This window comes from Helicobacter typhlonius (assembly GCF_001460635.1).
Classification (GTDB): Bacteria; Campylobacterota; Campylobacteria; order Campylobacterales; family Helicobacteraceae; genus Helicobacter_C; species Helicobacter_C typhlonius.
The window spans coordinates 1,760,491-1,776,875 of the sequence record NZ_LN907858.1; the positions used below are offsets into that span (position 1 = coordinate 1,760,491).

19 protein-coding genes and 1 tRNA gene are annotated in these 16,385 nt (G+C 40.2%); 8 read left to right on the forward strand and 12 right to left on the reverse strand.

The genetic code is table 11. The features are described 5' to 3' along the window. Positions 1–10: 10 nt before the first annotated feature. The 3 genes from BN2458_RS08745 (at position 11) to BN2458_RS08750 (ending at position 1,337) form a co-directional block, all read left to right on the forward strand. Positions 11–556 carry an isochorismatase family protein gene (locus tag BN2458_RS08745; RefSeq protein WP_034326923.1) on the forward strand — a complete coding sequence of 182 codons (546 nt, stop codon included), beginning with the start codon at positions 11–13 and terminating at the stop codon, positions 554–556. A gap of 80 nt (positions 557–636) precedes the next feature. After that, positions 637–927, forward strand: coding sequence for a hypothetical protein (locus BN2458_RS10500; protein ID WP_231944777.1), 291 nt, complete (start codon positions 637–639; stop codon positions 925–927). Then, positions 894–1,337 carry an endonuclease gene (locus BN2458_RS08750; protein ID WP_328591388.1) on the forward strand — a complete coding sequence of 148 codons (444 nt, stop codon included), beginning with the start codon at positions 894–896 and terminating at the stop codon, positions 1,335–1,337. The genes BN2458_RS10500 and BN2458_RS08750 overlap by 34 nt, the downstream gene beginning before the upstream one ends. 190 nt (positions 1,338–1,527) lie before the next feature. Here BN2458_RS08750 and BN2458_RS08755 read toward each other — a convergent pair whose 3' ends face one another. The 6 genes from BN2458_RS08755 to BN2458_RS08780 all read right to left on the reverse strand — a co-directional run bounded on the left by BN2458_RS08755 (position 1,528) and on the right by BN2458_RS08780 (position 6,774). Then, entirely contained in the window at positions 1,528–1,755 is a 228-nt protein-coding gene (locus tag BN2458_RS08755; RefSeq protein WP_034326924.1) for a YdcH family protein, read from the reverse strand. Between the two features lie 103 nt (positions 1,756–1,858). Continuing rightward, a complete protein-coding gene (gene argJ, locus BN2458_RS08760; protein ID WP_034343524.1) occupies positions 1,859–3,073 on the reverse strand; it encodes a bifunctional glutamate N-acetyltransferase/amino-acid acetyltransferase ArgJ in 1,215 nt (404 codons plus the stop codon). Beyond that, complete coding sequence (locus tag BN2458_RS08765; RefSeq protein ID WP_034343521.1) at positions 3,066–4,193, reverse strand: potassium channel family protein; 1,128 nt, start codon at positions 4,191–4,193, stop codon at positions 3,066–3,068. The genes argJ and BN2458_RS08765 overlap by 8 nt, the downstream gene beginning before the upstream one ends. Positions 4,194–4,207: 14 nt before the next feature. Continuing rightward, complete coding sequence (gene rpmB / locus BN2458_RS08770; RefSeq protein WP_034343519.1) at positions 4,208–4,396, reverse strand: 50S ribosomal protein L28; 189 nt, start codon at positions 4,394–4,396, stop codon at positions 4,208–4,210. Between the two features lie 63 nt (positions 4,397–4,459). Continuing rightward, positions 4,460–5,434 carry an HlyD family secretion protein gene (locus BN2458_RS08775; protein ID WP_034326930.1) on the reverse strand — a complete coding sequence of 325 codons (975 nt, stop codon included), beginning with the start codon at positions 5,432–5,434 and terminating at the stop codon, positions 4,460–4,462. Continuing rightward, positions 5,431–6,774 carry a TolC family protein gene (locus tag BN2458_RS08780; protein WP_034326932.1) on the reverse strand — a complete coding sequence of 448 codons (1,344 nt, stop codon included), beginning with the start codon at positions 6,772–6,774 and terminating at the stop codon, positions 5,431–5,433. Before BN2458_RS08780 ends, BN2458_RS08775 begins: the two co-directional genes overlap by 4 nt. Before the next feature lie 61 nt (positions 6,775–6,835). Here BN2458_RS08780 and BN2458_RS08785 point away from each other — a divergent pair, with 61 nt between their 5' ends. Then, positions 6,836–7,696, forward strand: coding sequence for a TIGR02757 family protein (locus BN2458_RS08785; protein WP_052082244.1), 861 nt, complete (start codon positions 6,836–6,838; stop codon positions 7,694–7,696). Between the two features lie 57 nt (positions 7,697–7,753). On the opposite strand, the gene BN2458_RS08790 is transcribed toward BN2458_RS08785, so the two are convergent. The 5 genes from BN2458_RS08790 to fabD all read right to left on the reverse strand — a co-directional run bounded on the left by BN2458_RS08790 (position 7,754) and on the right by fabD (position 10,978). Then, entirely contained in the window at positions 7,754–8,200 is a 447-nt protein-coding gene (locus tag BN2458_RS08790; protein ID WP_231944779.1) for a type II secretion system protein, read from the reverse strand. Next, positions 8,187–8,672: a prepilin-type N-terminal cleavage/methylation domain-containing protein gene (locus BN2458_RS08795; protein WP_052082245.1), complete on the reverse strand. Its 486-nt coding sequence runs from the start codon at positions 8,670–8,672 to the stop codon at positions 8,187–8,189. Before BN2458_RS08795 ends, BN2458_RS08790 begins: the two co-directional genes overlap by 14 nt. An 8-nt stretch (positions 8,673–8,680) precedes the next feature. Beyond that, entirely contained in the window at positions 8,681–9,199 is a 519-nt protein-coding gene (locus BN2458_RS08800; protein ID WP_034326937.1) for a SixA phosphatase family protein, read from the reverse strand. Positions 9,200–9,239: 40 nt separating this feature from the next. Then, complete coding sequence (locus BN2458_RS08805) at positions 9,240–9,932, reverse strand: 5'-methylthioadenosine/adenosylhomocysteine nucleosidase (protein ID WP_034326939.1); 693 nt, start codon at positions 9,930–9,932, stop codon at positions 9,240–9,242. Between the two features lie 116 nt (positions 9,933–10,048). Further along, entirely contained in the window at positions 10,049–10,978 is a 930-nt protein-coding gene (gene fabD, locus BN2458_RS08810; RefSeq protein ID WP_034343542.1) for an ACP S-malonyltransferase, read from the reverse strand. Positions 10,979–11,250: 272 nt separating this feature from the next. Here fabD and BN2458_RS08815 point away from each other — a divergent pair. The 4 genes from BN2458_RS08815 (at position 11,251) to BN2458_RS08830 (ending at position 15,708) form a co-directional block, all read left to right on the forward strand. Continuing rightward, positions 11,251–11,341 (forward strand) — tRNA-Ser (locus BN2458_RS08815). A gap of 121 nt (positions 11,342–11,462) precedes the next feature. After that, positions 11,463–13,841, forward strand: a complete 2,379-nt coding sequence (gene eptA, locus BN2458_RS09765; protein WP_081951495.1) for a phosphoethanolamine--lipid A transferase EptA — start codon at positions 11,463–11,465, stop codon at positions 13,839–13,841. A gap of 192 nt (positions 13,842–14,033) precedes the next feature. Further along, on the forward strand, positions 14,034–15,131 hold the full coding sequence (locus BN2458_RS08825) for an NAD(P)-dependent alcohol dehydrogenase (RefSeq protein WP_034343543.1): 1,098 nt from the start codon (positions 14,034–14,036) through the stop codon (positions 15,129–15,131). Between the two features lie 67 nt (positions 15,132–15,198). Continuing rightward, the gene (locus tag BN2458_RS08830) at positions 15,199–15,708 is read left to right on the forward strand and encodes a GIY-YIG nuclease family protein (protein WP_034343545.1); all 510 of its coding nucleotides are present in this window, start codon (positions 15,199–15,201) and stop codon (positions 15,706–15,708) included. Between the two features lie 32 nt (positions 15,709–15,740). Here BN2458_RS08830 and BN2458_RS08835 read toward each other — a convergent pair whose 3' ends face one another. Next, positions 15,741–16,316: a hypothetical protein gene (locus BN2458_RS08835; RefSeq protein WP_034343547.1), complete on the reverse strand. Its 576-nt coding sequence runs from the start codon at positions 16,314–16,316 to the stop codon at positions 15,741–15,743. Positions 16,317–16,385 lie beyond the last annotated feature (69 nt).

The window sequence follows — 16,385 nt, forward strand, 5'->3', positions numbered from 1 at the left end:
AAGGAAAATAATGCGAAGCATACTAAAAACCAAACGCACACTTTTTGTGTGCGTAGATGTGCAAGAAAAGATCATAGAGCATATGGCATATAAAGACAAGGTGATAAAAAATACCAATATACTTTTAGAATCTGCCACACAACTAGGTATCCCTACGCTCGTTACCGAGCAGTATCCAAAGGGACTAGGTAAGACACATAGCACAATTACAATCCCCAAAAATGCACGAGTCTTAGAAAAAACAAGCTTTGGCATATTTGGCGATGAGAAAATCGCCTCATTTATCGCACAAAGTAAGGCAAAAACGCTTATATTCTTTGGCATAGAAACGCATATCTGTGTGCTGCAAAGCATTATAGAAGCGCGCAATCTAGGCTATGAGTGCCTCCTTGCTGCTGACGCGTGTAGCTCAAGAGATGAGCAAAGCCACCAACTTGCCCTTAATTTTTTCAACACACAAGGCGTAGTAATGCTCCCCACCGAATCTATTTTATTTAGAATCTTGGGCGATTGCAAACATTCTTCATTCAAAGCAATCTCCGCACTTATCAAGTAGCAAAATTCTTATTATGTGATTTTTATTTTGCAAAGTGCATATTTTAGAATCTATGCTTATTCAATCAGGATAGAGGGAAAATGATAAGTTTGCGCACATATCAAGTAATATGGATTCTATGCTGTATTCTTGCACTTTTTGGCTGTGCGCAGACTAGCCCTCAAGCCCTCACTACCACTACACCCAAAACTTTCTCTCAAAGCAAGGCAGAGCTAAAAAAAGCCTATATTGCACAGAATTTTATTGCGGGATTGATTTTAATCCACACACTCTTACTCTCTTGCCTACGCAAGATTATACGCCGCGTAGAGCCACCACGAGTAAGGACAAGAAAAATGTGCGTGCCAAGCACATTGAATTTGAACATATAATGCCCGCGCACCGCTTTGGCAAAGATTTGCAATGTTGGAAAAATGGCGGACGCAAAATGTGTGCAAAAGACAAACAATTTACACAAATGGAATCCGATAAACGCAATCTCGTCCCAGCCATTGGCGAGATTAATGCTGACAGAAGTAATTTTGAATATGCAGATTTAGATTCCAAAACTTCGCAAAAATTAGGGCAGTATGGCAAATGCGCTGTTTATACGGATTTTAAAAATAAAAAATTCTATCCGCGTGAAAGCGAAAAGGGTATTATTGCGCGCATTTATTTGTATATGAGTGAGCATTATGGTATCACGCTTACAGAGCAAGAAGAAGCACTAATGCGCAAATGGGATAAAGCCCATCCACCCACAGCATACGAAAAATATCTCCTTGCGACACAAAATCCATAGAATCAACAAAAGCACAGAATTGTGCTCTAAGGATTCTCACACAACAGATACAAAATACAAAATCTGTGGAACTTAAACAAATCTTTGGGAGATAAACCCCACAGCCCCAAAATCCCATAAGAGATTGGATTCTGTAGGTAGGAGTGGAAAAATAGAATCTACGCCAAAAAGGCGCAATTAGAGCAGAGGATTAAGCTTTATGCTCTTTGCGATATTCTATAATCATCGCATAAGCTTCGTCTTTTAAACGCAATTTTTGCTTCTTAAGCACCTCAAGCTCCATATCACCCATCACTTCTTCACCTTCTTCAATTTTTTTGATTCTATCATCAAGCTCATTATGCTCATCAAAAATCTTTGCAAAATGTGCGTTGTGCGTCTTTAGTGCGGTAACCTCATCTCTATATTCGTGAAACATAACTACTCCTTTTATGTAAAATGATTTTTATATTGTAGGATATTTTCGATAATAGCCCACTTAAGATTTACTTACCGCAAAATTATTGAATCCATAAGCCTAATTAGCTACGATAATCTGCATTAATCTTCACATAATCATAGCCCAAATCACAACCATAGGCGACAAAACTCCCGATTCCTACACCTAAATCACAGCTTATCCTAAAGCTTTCTTTTTGCATAACCGCCGCGGCTTTAGATTCTGTGCTTTCATCAAAAAGAATCTGTCCCTTATCAAAAACCACTACATTTTCAAAGCTGATACAAAGGCTCTCCTGCGCACATTCTACACCACTCGCACCGATTGTAGAGGCTATCCTCCCCCAATTTGGATCTCCACCAAAAATAGCAGTTTTTACCAAAAGCGAATTTGTAAGAGCCTTAGCTGCCCTCATTGCCTCATCTTCATTTTTTGCACCCTTTACTTCAAAGGCTACAAGCTTTTTTGCTCCCTCGCCATCGCGCACCATATCGGTGGCAAGTTTATGCATTACTATTTTGAGCGCCTCTTTGAATGCTGCCTCATCATACGCCCCACTGCGCCCATTTGCAAATAAAAATACTGAATCATTCGTACTCATATCACCATCTACGCTAATGGCATTAAAGCTTGTCTTTACGCATTCTTGTAGGATTCTATCCCCGTGCACTTTGGGTAGTGCCGCGTCTGTGGTGATGAAACACAACATAGTCGCTAATGCCGGCTGTATCATACCCGCGCCCTTTGCCATTGCGCCAATGCAAAATCTTTGACCAGAGGGAAGTTTCACTTGTAGAGCAATTTCTTTGCTAAAGGCATCAGTCGTGCGTATCGCATCGGCGGCACGAGTGTGGGCGTTTTCATCTTTTGCGTGAGGATTAAACGCACCAAAAGAAGCAATAATTTTCTCCTTTGGCAAATACTGCCCTATCACACCTGTGCTTGACATAATGGGATTTTGCACAAAAGGGAATTTTTGTTGTAAGACATTTAGAATCTCACTCACATCATCTATGCCCCTTTGCCCCGTCATTGCATTTGCATTTTTGGTATTAATTAACACAAAATTACTCTCCTTGCCCTCCACAAACCGCTTATAATGCGTGATTGGCGCAGCTTCAAAGGTATTGCTCGTAAAAAGTGTAAAGGGCTTGAGCTTATCCTCGCTATACAAAAAGGCTACATCAAGTGCGGGCGTGCCATCAGTCTGCTTTGGCTTTAGTCCCGTACTTACACCATCGGCATAGAATCCTTGCGGTGCGTTAATGCCACCCTTGATAGGAATAATATCAAACATAATCAACCTCCCTTGGTTTTTGCTTTTTCATAATCAATCGCTTCGTATCACGAATATTATCACCCGAGCCAATCACAAGGAGTTTGCACTCGCTCGAAACAATCGTATTGCCATTTGGCATAGTGATGTAAGTGCCGTCCTTTTGTGTAAGTCCCACGACAGACACATTTGTAATATCTCGGAAATGTGCCTCCTTGAGCTTTCTTAACACAAGCCACGAATATTTAGGGACAATAATCTCCTCCAAATCAAGCGGTGTATCGTGGCGATACAAAAATCGCTCAAGCAGATTCTCCATATCAGGACGCACTGCCATAGCGGAGATTCTCTGTGCCATAAGTTTAGGAGCAGAGATTACAGAATCACAACTTAACTTTTTGAGCTTTTGGCTCTCTTCCTCGGAATTTGCAGTAGCGATGATATAGTAGGGTTTTCTCTTTAGCTCCTCCTCAAAAAGTCGCGCACTCACTACCATTGTAATATTATCTGCTGCATTCTTAGAAAAGCTCACAATACCCTTTGCACTTGAAAGATGAGATTTCAGCATAGCAATGTGTGTGTGCGGGTCATCAACGATATAATGAGGATATTTATGTTTTTTAGCCTGAATCTCAAAATCCGGCGCATTATCCACCACCACAAATGGAATATGAGACTTCAAAAACTGCTGGGCTAACTGCATAGTAAATTCATTGTGATAGCAAATCACATAATGATTCTGCAAACGCGCAATTTTATATACCATTTTCTGCTCCTTAATCAATGCTATGAGTACGCCATTATTTACCACACCCATAATAAATGCCACACTAAATGTTACAACACCCGCGCCACCTATCATAAGTAGCACCGTGAAAATAATGGTGATTGTGTTAAAAGTATCCTCGTTGAGTGAGCCAAACCCGGTGTTTGTAAATGTGTAAGAAGCCTGAAAAAATGCGTGCATTAAATCATAATCTTCTAATATCAAATACCCCAAAGTTCCAAAAAGAATAAAAAGCTGGACGAGAATAAACGGGAGACGAAAGGGTTTGAGCTGTTCATACAGCTCCCCTGAAAGTGAAATATCCGGCTTGGGTCTATTACCCCAATTAAGAAATTTCTTAACCTTTAAAAACAAGGTAAATTATAGCCCTATGAGTATTTTTTCATTGTGCGTAGTGTAGAGGCTGCTACTCTTACACGCACACTTGTGCCATCTTCAAGCTTGAGTGCAATACTGCGGAGATTAGGAAGTGAGCGTCTTTTTGTCTTGTTATTAGCATGGCTCACATTATTGCCTACCATTGGTCCTTTACCCGTGAAAAAACATTTCTTCGCCATAGAAATCCTTTATATGAAATAAGGCTGGATTGTAATAAAACTAAGCACAAAACTACCTTAATCCTAATCAATAAGCACACTCATACCAACTCTTAACCCATCAACAGGCATAAGCGGATACGCCTCTACTTCAAAAGTCCTCACATCATAGCCTTTATGCGCACTTGTCGCTCTCCAAGTCGCAAAATCTCCCATAACAGACACAAAAGTTACTTTAAACTCCACTTCTTTGTTGAGTGCGGGAATGTATGCCTTAAATGTGCGGTCTTTTGGGAAGTCTTGGAGCCGATACTCTGGCACATAAAAGCTAATCCACGCGTCATTCATATCAATCATCAGCACCACTGGGAATCCACTAGGGGATAACTCACCCTCGTGTAGTAAAACATTGCTAATCTCACCATTTGCAGGAGCTATGGCTTGGGTATCTTTTGCATAGCTTTCTACCTCGCTCACCTGCCCTGCTGCAGCGTCCTCTTTAGCTTGAGCGGCAATTTTTGTCTCACTACTTGCGCCATCAAGGGCTAGTTTATACTGCTGATAGGCTACACTTTCGTTATGTTTAGCTGTCGTATAATTTGCATATGTTTCATCACGTCTTTGTTGGCTCACTACGCCGTCTTTATATAAAGATTCTATGCGCTCATAGGTGCTTTTAGCGAGATTTGCCATAGTTCTTGCACCCTGCCATACATCTTTTGCAGACTGAATCGTCTCCACCCTCGCACCCCGATTTGTCTCTGTGCTTAGAGCCTTTGCCGCTTCGTATCCTGCCCTTGCCTGTTCAAGTTTCGCCTCAAGCTCTGGAGAATTAATGCTATATACCAAATCACCCTTTTTTAGCATATCTCCCTTTTTAACAAAGATATTCTCCACACGCCCCGCGACTTTCGAGCTAATAGCATACTCGCGCGCCTGCACTTGGGCGTAAATTCTATTCTCTTTTGGTTCATATGCTCGTGTAAAGCTAATAATAAGCCACAGCACAAAACATAGCGCAATAACAGCCAATGCAACATACTTTAACGATATTTTCATTCCATTTCTCCTACTTTGTTAAAAAAGCCATAGAATCTTTCTATTTCATCACTAAGTGCGAATAAACGTGATAAAGCGATAACATAGTTATACGCCACGCTTTGACGCTCAATGATTGCAAGAGATAGGGCATTTTGTGCATCACTTACCTCTGTGCTCGTGCTTAAGCCTTGCACAAACGCGCTTTTTCGTAGCTTCAAATTCTCGCTTGCAAGCTCAATAGAGGAGCTAAGGCTAAAATATTGTGTCTTATAAGAAAGCACCTCATTATAGGTTTTTTCACAAAGCGTTTTTAAATCTTTTTGCGCCTGTGTAAGCGCGTATTGCGCTTCAAGGGAGGCAATTTTACTCGCTTGATATTTTTGAATCCGCCCATTTGGGCTAAGGAGTGACCACCGAGCCCCTACACCCACATACCAATTAGGCAAAGCCTTCTCAAACAAAGAAGTGTTATCAGTAACCATATAACTACCAAAAAGCCCTACATCTGGTAAAAATGAAGAAAATTCAATGCGTGAAAGTTCGTCTGCACCTTTCTTTTTATTATCTATCATACGCAAGGCGGGATAGACTTCAAATGTCTTATTCACAAAATAATCCACCTTTTCTAGCCAAGCCTCCTGCTTAATATCAATATTTTTGACGAGATTTAAAGCCCCTGTGCCATTGCGTCCAAGCATTGCATTAAGTGCTATATAGGCAATATCAAGATTATCTCTTGCTTTCTGCACTTCAATATTTGATTTATCATAATTCACTTGTGCTTGAAGTGTCTCTAACCGCGCAATCTGTCCTTTTTCTTGCAATTTCTGCGCGTTTTGATAATGCGCTAAATGCCCCGCATTTGCCTCCTCGAGCGTGTTTAGAATCTGCTGGGCTAAGACCGCACCATAGTAGAGCTTCGTGCAGTCCTCAAAAAGGCTTAATTCTTTGAGTTTTAATGCCAAAGTGGCGTCCTCTAGTGCGATTTGGGATAATTTATTTGCAAAATACCTCTTCCCACCCGTGAAAAGTGGATACATAATATTAAGCACACCAAAGACAATATTTTGGTCTTGCAAGGCAACAGGTTTAAGTCCAGCCAAAAGTGGCGGCAAAGCAGAGGTATCAAAAAACGGCAGGTGCATTTGTTCGTTTAAATGTATATACGAGGCATTCAATGAAATCTGCGGGAGATAAATCATTTTCGTGGCACTTCTTAGCTTTTCTTGTTTTTGGAGCGCACTCTGGGAGCTTTTTAATCCATCATTTTGGGCTAAAACCTGATTATAGGCAGATTCTAAACTCAAATACTCTGCGTGTGCATATGCGAATATCATAAGAAATATCCACTTTTTCATCGTGTGCCTTTTGTGTTAAAATGCCGAGATTCTAGCGCAAAAACATCAACAAAGGTTCGCTGTGCAAAAGCTTAAAAACACACTTGATGAATGCTATACGCGCCATAATACAGAATGCGAACTCAATGAGGATAAGCCTGACCCGCTGCTTGTAGTAAAATCTTTTGAATCTAGCTCCATTGTCGCAGAAATCGCCCTTATATGCGCCCTACTCTCCTATGGCAACGCAAGTCTTATTGTCAAAATGCTTCAAAGCCTTGATTTTTCGCTTTTAGAATCTAAGGATAAGATTAGGCAGAGTGATAAGGAAAGCTTCCCCTATTACAGATTCCAAACGCGCACAGATATAAAACATCTCTTTCTCATCATCGCTACTATGCTCGAAAAACAATCTTTAAAGGCACATTTTATCAATGCCTTTAAGAATCCTCCCACAAATCTCACACATTGGCGACAAAGCAAAAATTTCTATCACGCGCGTATGCTTTATAGCATCTCCTCTTGCATAAATTTATTTCACCATTATGCAAATAAGCTTAATATTCCCATAAGTAGCGGACTAAGCTTCGCACTCGGCACATCTTGTAGTGAGATTCTAAAAATTAAAGGCAATCCGCCTAGTGGCACAGGCGCATTCAAAAGGTGGAATATGCTACTTCGATGGCTCGTGCGTAAGGATAAAGTCGATATGGGGCTATGGCAAGATTCTTTATCCCCTCGTTATCTTATCTTGCCCCTTGATACACATACTTTCAAGCTTTGCAAGAGGCTTAACATCATAGATTCAAAGCAATACAATCTCAAAAGCGCATTACAAGCTACCGACAACCTCGCACTTTTAGACGAGAATGACCCTGTGAAATACGATTTCGCGCTTTATCGCTTGGGGCAAAGTGGCGAGTATAAACATATCCTTTCTTAAAAAATTATACTTAGAATCTTTAAAATCCCGCACAGATTCTAAAGATTCTACAAATCGCTACTTATCTAAGATTCTATCGCCAAGCTCCTTACACAAAGGTGCAGAGAGGACACAGGATATTTTTGGATTTATTGCGAGATTTGGCGGGTCTATGCGGAAAACAACATTCTGTGCGCCAATATGCGCAATAAGTGTAGAATCTTGTAACACAAAGGCGCATTGATGTTTTGGATTAAGAGTAAGCTGATGAAACACATTTCGCGCGTGAGCCATAGATATAGAATCTCCGCGAATGAAGCTATCCGCGTAATAGGCACTCAAAATATACTGCGTATGTGAAAGTTTAGATTTGAGGTGCAAAATGCACTGCCTCTGCGTGATGTGTCCCATATAGCGCACTCCCACACCTGCGACAATCGCTACGATGATAATCACACATAGCAACTCAAACGCACTAAATCCCGCCCTACTGCAATATCGCACCTTAAAACTAGAATATTGCATTTGATGTGCTTAGTGGCACTTCTCGGCGCGTTTTGTGTCGCTCAAGGAGTTTGGCACAAAGCGTAGAATCTGCCTTTGGTTGCACAAAAAACACAATCTTACCTTGTTCTTGGCTAAGGTGAATACAATCATTTTGTGAATCTACCGCGCCATTTTTGGCAAGCTTTATACCATTGCCCTGTGCTATCCAACGCGAATGGCTAAGCCCAGCTAAATCAATCATCTGCGCCCCGTCAATACTATTTGGCTCAAGGTTTTGACTAAAAACCTCTCGTTGAATAGCATTAATTGCACTGACAATATCATTCTCTACTGCGATAAGCTGTGCATCAGCGCGAGTAAATGAGAGACGCGGAATGGCGATAGCCGCAAGGATTCCGAGTATGATGATGACAAACACGAGTTCAAGCATACTAAACGCGCCACGCGTGATGCTTCGCCATTTATTTCTGCGCTTAGACAATGCTTTCATTTACGAATCTATTTCCCAAAGCCTTCAAGCATAAATGGAGGCACGATAAAATCAAGGCTTCCCATACCCTCGAGCGTGTCGCCCTCCGCCTGTATAATAAATCTCATTAGCACACCTTTAGGCACAAGAGCGCGAAAAGAGGGGCAAAGATAAGTAGCAAAGCTTTTTAAATCAGGTTGGTGTCCTACAATAAGCACATTTGAAGCCTTTTGAAATGCTTTTGTTTGTGTTAGCTTCATATATCCATCAAGCCCACAATCTGGCGCAATATCATCACTTATCACAATATAGCTTGATTTAATGTATTTTCTTAGCGGTTTTAAAGTCTGCGTTGTGCGCTTGGCAGGGGAGCAAAATACCATATCAAAACCCAAATTTTTCTTAGCAAAACGCGCAATGTCCCTACTTTGTGCCTTGCCCAATTTGCTAAGAGGACGAAAAATATCGCTCTTATCTTTTGTGCTATTTAAGCGATATTCTTCCCTACTTATCGTATCAGCGTGTCGCAAAAGTGTAATTGTTTTCATAGCCTACTCCTTTAGTTAAAATCTATCTTGCAAATCTTATCTAGCGTAAAATCCGCTCACACATACTCGCCACAAAATCTGCACTTCTCTTTGCAGAACTCTCCAAAAACTCATCAAAACTCACATCAGCACTTCCATCAGCACTATCGCTAATAGAGCGTAAAATACAAAATGGTATCCCGCACGAATCACACACGACAGCCACCGCTGCGCCCTCCATTTCTACCGCTACCGCATTAAAATGCTCCACAATCCACTGCTTTTTCTTACTATCTGCAATAAAACTATCGCCCGAAGCGATAATGCCCTCTTTGAGTGCAATACCCCGCGCTTTGGCGACTTCTTTTGCAATATCATTTAGCTCTGTGGCAGATTCCATATAGAGCTTACTCTCTGGTATGAATCCTAATGCGTGTCCAAAGGCGGTAATATCCACATCATATTGACATAGTTTGCTGCCAAGCACCAGATTACCCACCTTTAAATCTGCGCTTAAACCTCCCGCCACACCGCTAAAAATAATTTTCTCGCAGTTAAATTTAAGAATCATTACACTTGCGCTTAATGCCGCGTGAACCTTGCCTATCTTGCTATATGCGATAAATATCGTGTGATTTTCCCGCGAGATTTCATAATATGTATTACCCCCGATAGAATGCGTTTTGTGTTCGCCAAATCGTTCAAGTAGTGGTGTGATTTCCTCTACCATAGCACCTATGATACCTATTGTCATACGAACTCCTTTTGTGTTATTGTCCTTCAAGGCTACTTAAGCTTAAATTTGAGAGAAAATTCTATAAAAACAAGAGTATTTTTAGAATCTGCACCTTAAGCTAAATTAATTTAGCCCTACGCGTTTTCTATGCCCTCGATACATTCTTTCAAAGTCGCGAGATTGCTTACATTCCAAGTCGGTGCTTGGCTTAGACGCTTATTAAGCCCTTTTAACACACTGCCATTGCCAAATTCTATAAATGTATCTATATTATCTAGCTTTAAAATTGATTGCTTATACAGCACGGGCTTTGTGAGCTGACTGCTAAGCAGCTCTTTTGCCTTTTGCTTTGTGTCATAAAGCTCAAGGGTAGCGTTTGAAAGGATAGGGGTATTGAGGCTTTCATTCAGGCTAGATTCTAAAAGCGCGCTAAAAGGTGCGCTCGCAGATTCTAAAAGCGGACAATGACTTGCAACAGACATTGGCAAAAGCAAGGCGCGTTTAGCTCCTAGTGCCTTTATATCTGCCTCTAATGCGCTTAAATCATCTTTCTTGCCGGCTAAAACGATTTGTCCATCGCCATTATAGTTCGCACACCAAATGCTTTTACCCTCCTTTTGCTTATTTTCACAAAAAGATTCTAATTTCTTGTCATCAAGACCTACAACAACCATCATTCCGGCGTTTTTACCCTCACACGCCTCCGCCATAAGCTCACCCCGCCTGTATATCAGCTCTATGCCCTTTGAAAAACTCGCTCCACCACTTAGCACGACCGCGCTTACCTCACCAAGTGAATGCCCCATCGCTACACTCGCCTTAAGTGGCATTTCATTTTGCAAAACATTATAGGCAATCGCACTCACAAGAAAAATCGCACTTTGTGTGTATTGCGTGAGATTAAGCTTGTCATTTTCCTCAAATAAAAGTTGCTTCATATCTAAATGTAATGTGTCTCCTGCCTCCTCAAAAAGTGTCTTTGCGATGGCAAAATTATCGTAAAACTCTTTACCCATACCTACACTTTGTGAGCCTTGTCCGGGAAATATAAAAGCATATCTCATCATTTAATCCTTTAGATTCTATTTTATCCTCACAGAGAGATTCTAAAAAATGTGATTGTAGCAAACTTCATATAAACCAAGCATTAAACATTTTTTTACCATTGCTTTAATGCCTTTTTATGCCCTTAGTAATTTAAAGATATAAAATCTCAAGCAAAGGCTTTGGTTAAGTGTAGTTTTATGAATTTTTCCATACAATAACGCTCCTTTTTGTTTCTGCAATTTTGGTTTCTATAAAAATTTTAGATTCTGTAAAAGCGCAAAAAGTCTATGGACAGGTGGGTGAGTTGGCTGAAACCACATCCCTGCTAAGGATGCATAGCCGCAAGGTTATCGAGGGTTCGAATCCCTCCCTGTCCGCCACCCTCTTACCTCATCACTTTTTCACATATATTTTTAGTGCGCAATCAAGTCGCGTGAGTTAGATTCTGTGCATTTCATAAAACTACACAAATTCATTGATAATTTGTGTATAATCACAGCTATGAATAAACAAGTTAGTATGAATTTTGCCAAAGTGAATATATGGCATTTAGCCGCCACAATAGGCATTTTTTGCCTTATTGTTGGTATGTTAAGAATCTTTGGCTGGAGTGAGCCGGAAGTATATCCGCAGATTCAAAAGGATATTTTCTTAGCCATCAATTCGCTTTGGTCCAATGTCCCATCTCTCGCACACAATCTTACCCAACTCGGTGATGCGAGTGTAGCATTCGCACTCTTGCTAGTGTTATTCATCGCACCTAAGCTTTGGGAAGCACTTATCGCAAGCTCCTTGCTTTCCCTTGTGCTTTCTGCATTATTCAAGACAATCTATGCAATGCCACGTCCAGCACGCGCTTTTGAGAATACTTTTAATATCATCGGTGAGCGACTAGCAGGCACAAATAGCCTACCATCAGGGCATTCGATCACTATATTCACGATACTTTCTGTGCTGCTTTTTGCTTTTATGCCAAGCACTCGCAAATGGCGTTTGCCTTTTATCATAGGTATCACTCTTTTGGGTGTATTTGTGGGGCTTTCACGCGTGGGCGTGGGAGCACACTATCCGCTAGATGTCCTTGTGGGCGCGTCCCTTGGGTGTGTGTGCGGAGTCTTTGGTGTGCTTGTGGCGAGTAAGACGCGTATTTTTGCTTGGCTAGATTCACATTTTGGTTTGCTTATTTTTGCTACTTTGGGCGCAGTTGCCGTGGTGATGGCGATTCAAAATATCAGCAAATATAATCTTGCGGTATTTTATCTTGCACTTATTTGTGCGTTAGGCTGCTTATTTATGATACTCCATAAGTATTTTACTAGCGCTCAAAGATTGGATTTACAATGCACCATTCAACCCCCCCCAAGCCAATCTATTGTATTTATTTTCGTCATCTCCGCACTTCAAGTAGCGTTTTTCCATTTTCCTTTTTTAGGATTCGTGTGGGTAAATCTCACTTTAGATTCAATCAATGCAATTGTGCTATTTGTCTCACTCGTGCTATTTTTGTTCGCACTTACTACACTTATGCCACTCTTATTAGCACTCATCTCTTTCAATCTCACCAAAATATGGTTCGCAATTACCTCAATCACAAACGCCATAGCGGTGTATTTTGTCTCTGTATATGGAGTGTTTTTAGATAAAACGATGATGGGCAATCTCTTTAATACAAACCCAGCAGAAGCAGGAGAATTTCTATCTTTGAAAATGGCACTATTTATAATTATACTCGGTATTCTCCCAGCGTGTTTTCTGCTCTTTGAAAAGGTGGCAAGACCTACACGCAAATCACTTGCTAAGAGCTTAGGCTTGATATTTTTTACGCTTATTGTGCTTGCTGGAGTTAATTTTCAAAATCTATTGTGGTTTGATAAATACTCTAAACAACTTGGCGCACTTATTATGCCTTGGTCATATATAGGTAACTCGGTGCGGTATTTTCAAGGGGAGTTAGCAAAAAATAAAAAAGAGATTCCACTCCCTGATGCACGCATTACAAATGACAAAAAATCTGTAGTCGTGCTAGTGATTGGTGAATCTGCGCGTGCAAAAAACTTCTCATTCTATGGTTACTCACGCAATACCAACCCTCTCCTTTTAGAAGTGTCAGGACTTCGACATTTTTATGCAAAATCAAGCACGACATATACGAGTGCATCTGTGAAAAATATGCTTTCATACAAGGATAGCACGAATCTGTATGAAATATTGCCAAACTATCTTGCACGCACTGGGGTAGATGTGATGTGGCGTTCGACAAATTGGGGTGAGCCTCCGCTTCACCTACCGAGTGAAAATATTATGCGATATTCGCAACTTGCAGAGAAATATACTCATCTTGATGATAGCTATGAATCTGCGCTTGTGGCGGGACTAATTGAAGACATTGAGTTAGCAAAATCGCCTAAAGTGCTTATCTTCATTCATACAAGCACGAGCCACGGACCAACATATTATAAGAAATACCCTCCTCAGTTTGAAGTGTTTAAGCCTGTGTGTAAAAGTGTCGAACCAAAGGGCTGCTTACAGAGTGAAATTATCAATGCGTATGATAATACAATCCTCTATACTGATTTTTTATTGCACTCAGTCATTAGTCAGTTAAGCAAACTTGATAAATACGACAGCACAATGATTTATGTAAGTGATCACGGCGAGAGCTTGGGTGAAAATGGTGTATATATGCACGGGATACCATTAGCATTTGCACCAAAGGAGCAATATGAAATACCATTTTTTGTGTGGAGTTCTAATGCTAGTAGGATTAAAGATTTGAATGAAGCAACACACTTTCATATCTTTCATAGTGTTTTGACATTTTTAGATGTGGAGAGCGAAGTGCTTGATGAAAAGATGAGCATATTTACTAAGGAGGAATAGCAAATTACTAGCGTTTGTATAATTTTTGCATTTTTGGTAAAAATTCCCACACAAATAAGGTAAATATAAAATCAACAATGCGCAATAATACTTTGTTGATATTTTTCATTATTATGTGTATTTCCCCTTGACAAACACTAGGTATCAGGATTTATAATTACATTTTCAATTTTAGTCATTTAAGGAGTATTTATGCTATTAAAAGAGAATTTGACACAAGCACAAAGTGGGCAGAGAATCACTGCCAAAGGCTATGCAGTCGCACATAAAAGTGATACTTTTAAACCCTTTAGTTTTTCGCGCCACGCTTTGGGAGAAACTGACATTTTGATTGAGATTCTATATGCTGGAATCTGCCATAGCGATATTCATAGCGCGCGTGAGGAATGGCATAAGGGAATTTTTCCAATGGTGCCCGGACACGAGATTGCGGGTAAAGTCGTGGCAGTAGGAAGCAAGGTAAGCAAATTTAAAGTTGGCGATTACGCAGGGGTAGGCTGTATGGTTAATTCTTGCGGTGAGTGTGAGGCGTGCAAAAGAAGCCAAGAGCAGTTTTGTGAAAATGGCAAATGCGTCTTTACTTATGATTGCCACGATTGCTTCCACGATAACGAGCCAACTTATGGCGGGTATTCAAATAATATTGTAGTGAGCGAAAAATTTGCAGTCAATGTCCCACAAGATGCGCCGTTAGAAAAAGTTGCTCCCTTGCTTTGCGCGGGAATCACCACCTATTCGCCGATCAAATTTAGCAATGTCAAGGCGGGCGATAAAGTCGCTGTGGCTGGATTTGGTGGGCTTGGTGTAATGGCACTCAAATACGCAATCAAAATGGGTGCGGAAGTGAGTGTGTTTGCGCGTAATAAAAATAAAGAAAAAGAGGCATTAGAGCTTGGTGCAAAGGCGCTTTATACTGATACAAAGGGTGTGAGCGAACGATTTGATTTTATCATTTCTACGATTCCAACCGCGTATGATGTGAATGCCTATGCGGAGTTGTTGAAATTTGGCGGAGAAATGGCGATTGTAGGCTTACCACCTGCAGATGAGAAGCTTAGCATTGATTTAACGAGACTTGTATTTGCCGCGGGTAAAAAAGTCTATGGCTCACTCATTGGCGGAATAAAAGAGACACAAGAAATGCTTGATTTTTCGCTCAAACATAGAATCTATCCCGAGACAGAGGTTATTTCTGTGGAGCAAATCAATGAGGCGTATGAGAATCTTACAAGCGGCAAGGCGAAATTCCGCTATGTGATTGATATGAGCAGTATAGAGGGGCAAGAGTAAGTATTGGATTAATTTAACCGCTCTTAAAGTATATCGTGTTACACTCTCATCTTGTGTCAAAGAAGGTGTGCGTAAAAATGAGACAATACAGGCTTTCAATTTTGTGGATAAAAATGCAAAAAATATTTTTGATAAAGCATTGGGTGTAGCTTATATACTCACTTGTTATATAGAAAATAAAGAACATATTATAAAATTTGGACAATCCCGCACTACTTTTAAAAAGCGTCTTGGCTCTTATAATTGCGGTGTAGTCAATAATTGGCGGACTGCTTCTACAACAAATATTAAAATGCTTCAATCACTAGTTGCCACTCGTGCGACTTTAAATCTTTATCTTTATGATTGTAGCGATGAAGTGATGATAATAGAATGGCGAGGCGAAAAATCTGTCCCTTTTGCCTCGCCAAAATCATTAGCCGTTGAAGATATTATGATTAAAAAATTTATGTCCCAATTTGGCACTAAACCATTAGCAAATATACAAAGTGATGCAACTCAAGTAAAGCAGGATTTACAAGATACTTTTAAAGCAGCACAAAAAAATAAGAGTATAACACTTTCTAGTGATGAATAAGCCAAAAAAGCAAAGGGACAAAAGCTTTTACACTAAATGCTCAAATACACTGCAAGTGTGGTGATAATAAATCCTGCACCTAAAACGCCAAAGGATACCTTGCGTTTGCCTTTGCAAAATGAAGTCATAATTAAGCCAGAGAGATAAAAAAGCAGCATTGAAATGCCAAAACCAATAGCAATAAAATCAAAAAAAGAGAATTTAAATCCCCCTAGCTCATATTTTGTTCCTGTGCTTTTGTGCATAAGCATTAAGATTCCATACAAACCCCTATCTATTGTGCGGATTATAGGTGTGCCATCTTTATCTTTGACTAGACTAACTCCATATTTGATATCGCCCATAGTGAGATTGCCTTTCATTGAGTGTAAAGTCGTGTCTTTAGGCACTTTGAGCTGATGTTCCTGTAGAGTTTTAATGATAAATTCTCTCTCTTCTCCCTTTTGTGGCATAGAATCTAGTTTAATTTCTATAATGTTTGCCCCTGAATTTTGACGAATTTCAAAGATATAAAGTGCTCCTGTAATCGCATAAATTAATGCTGCAGGTAAAAAAAACAAACTTAAATATAAGTGAATTTGCATCCATAGTTTGCGATGAAGTTTCATTGAAAGTCCTTTCGTGCAAGATTTGATATAGATAGTTTGGAATCGTATCTAAAGAATGTGAGATAAATG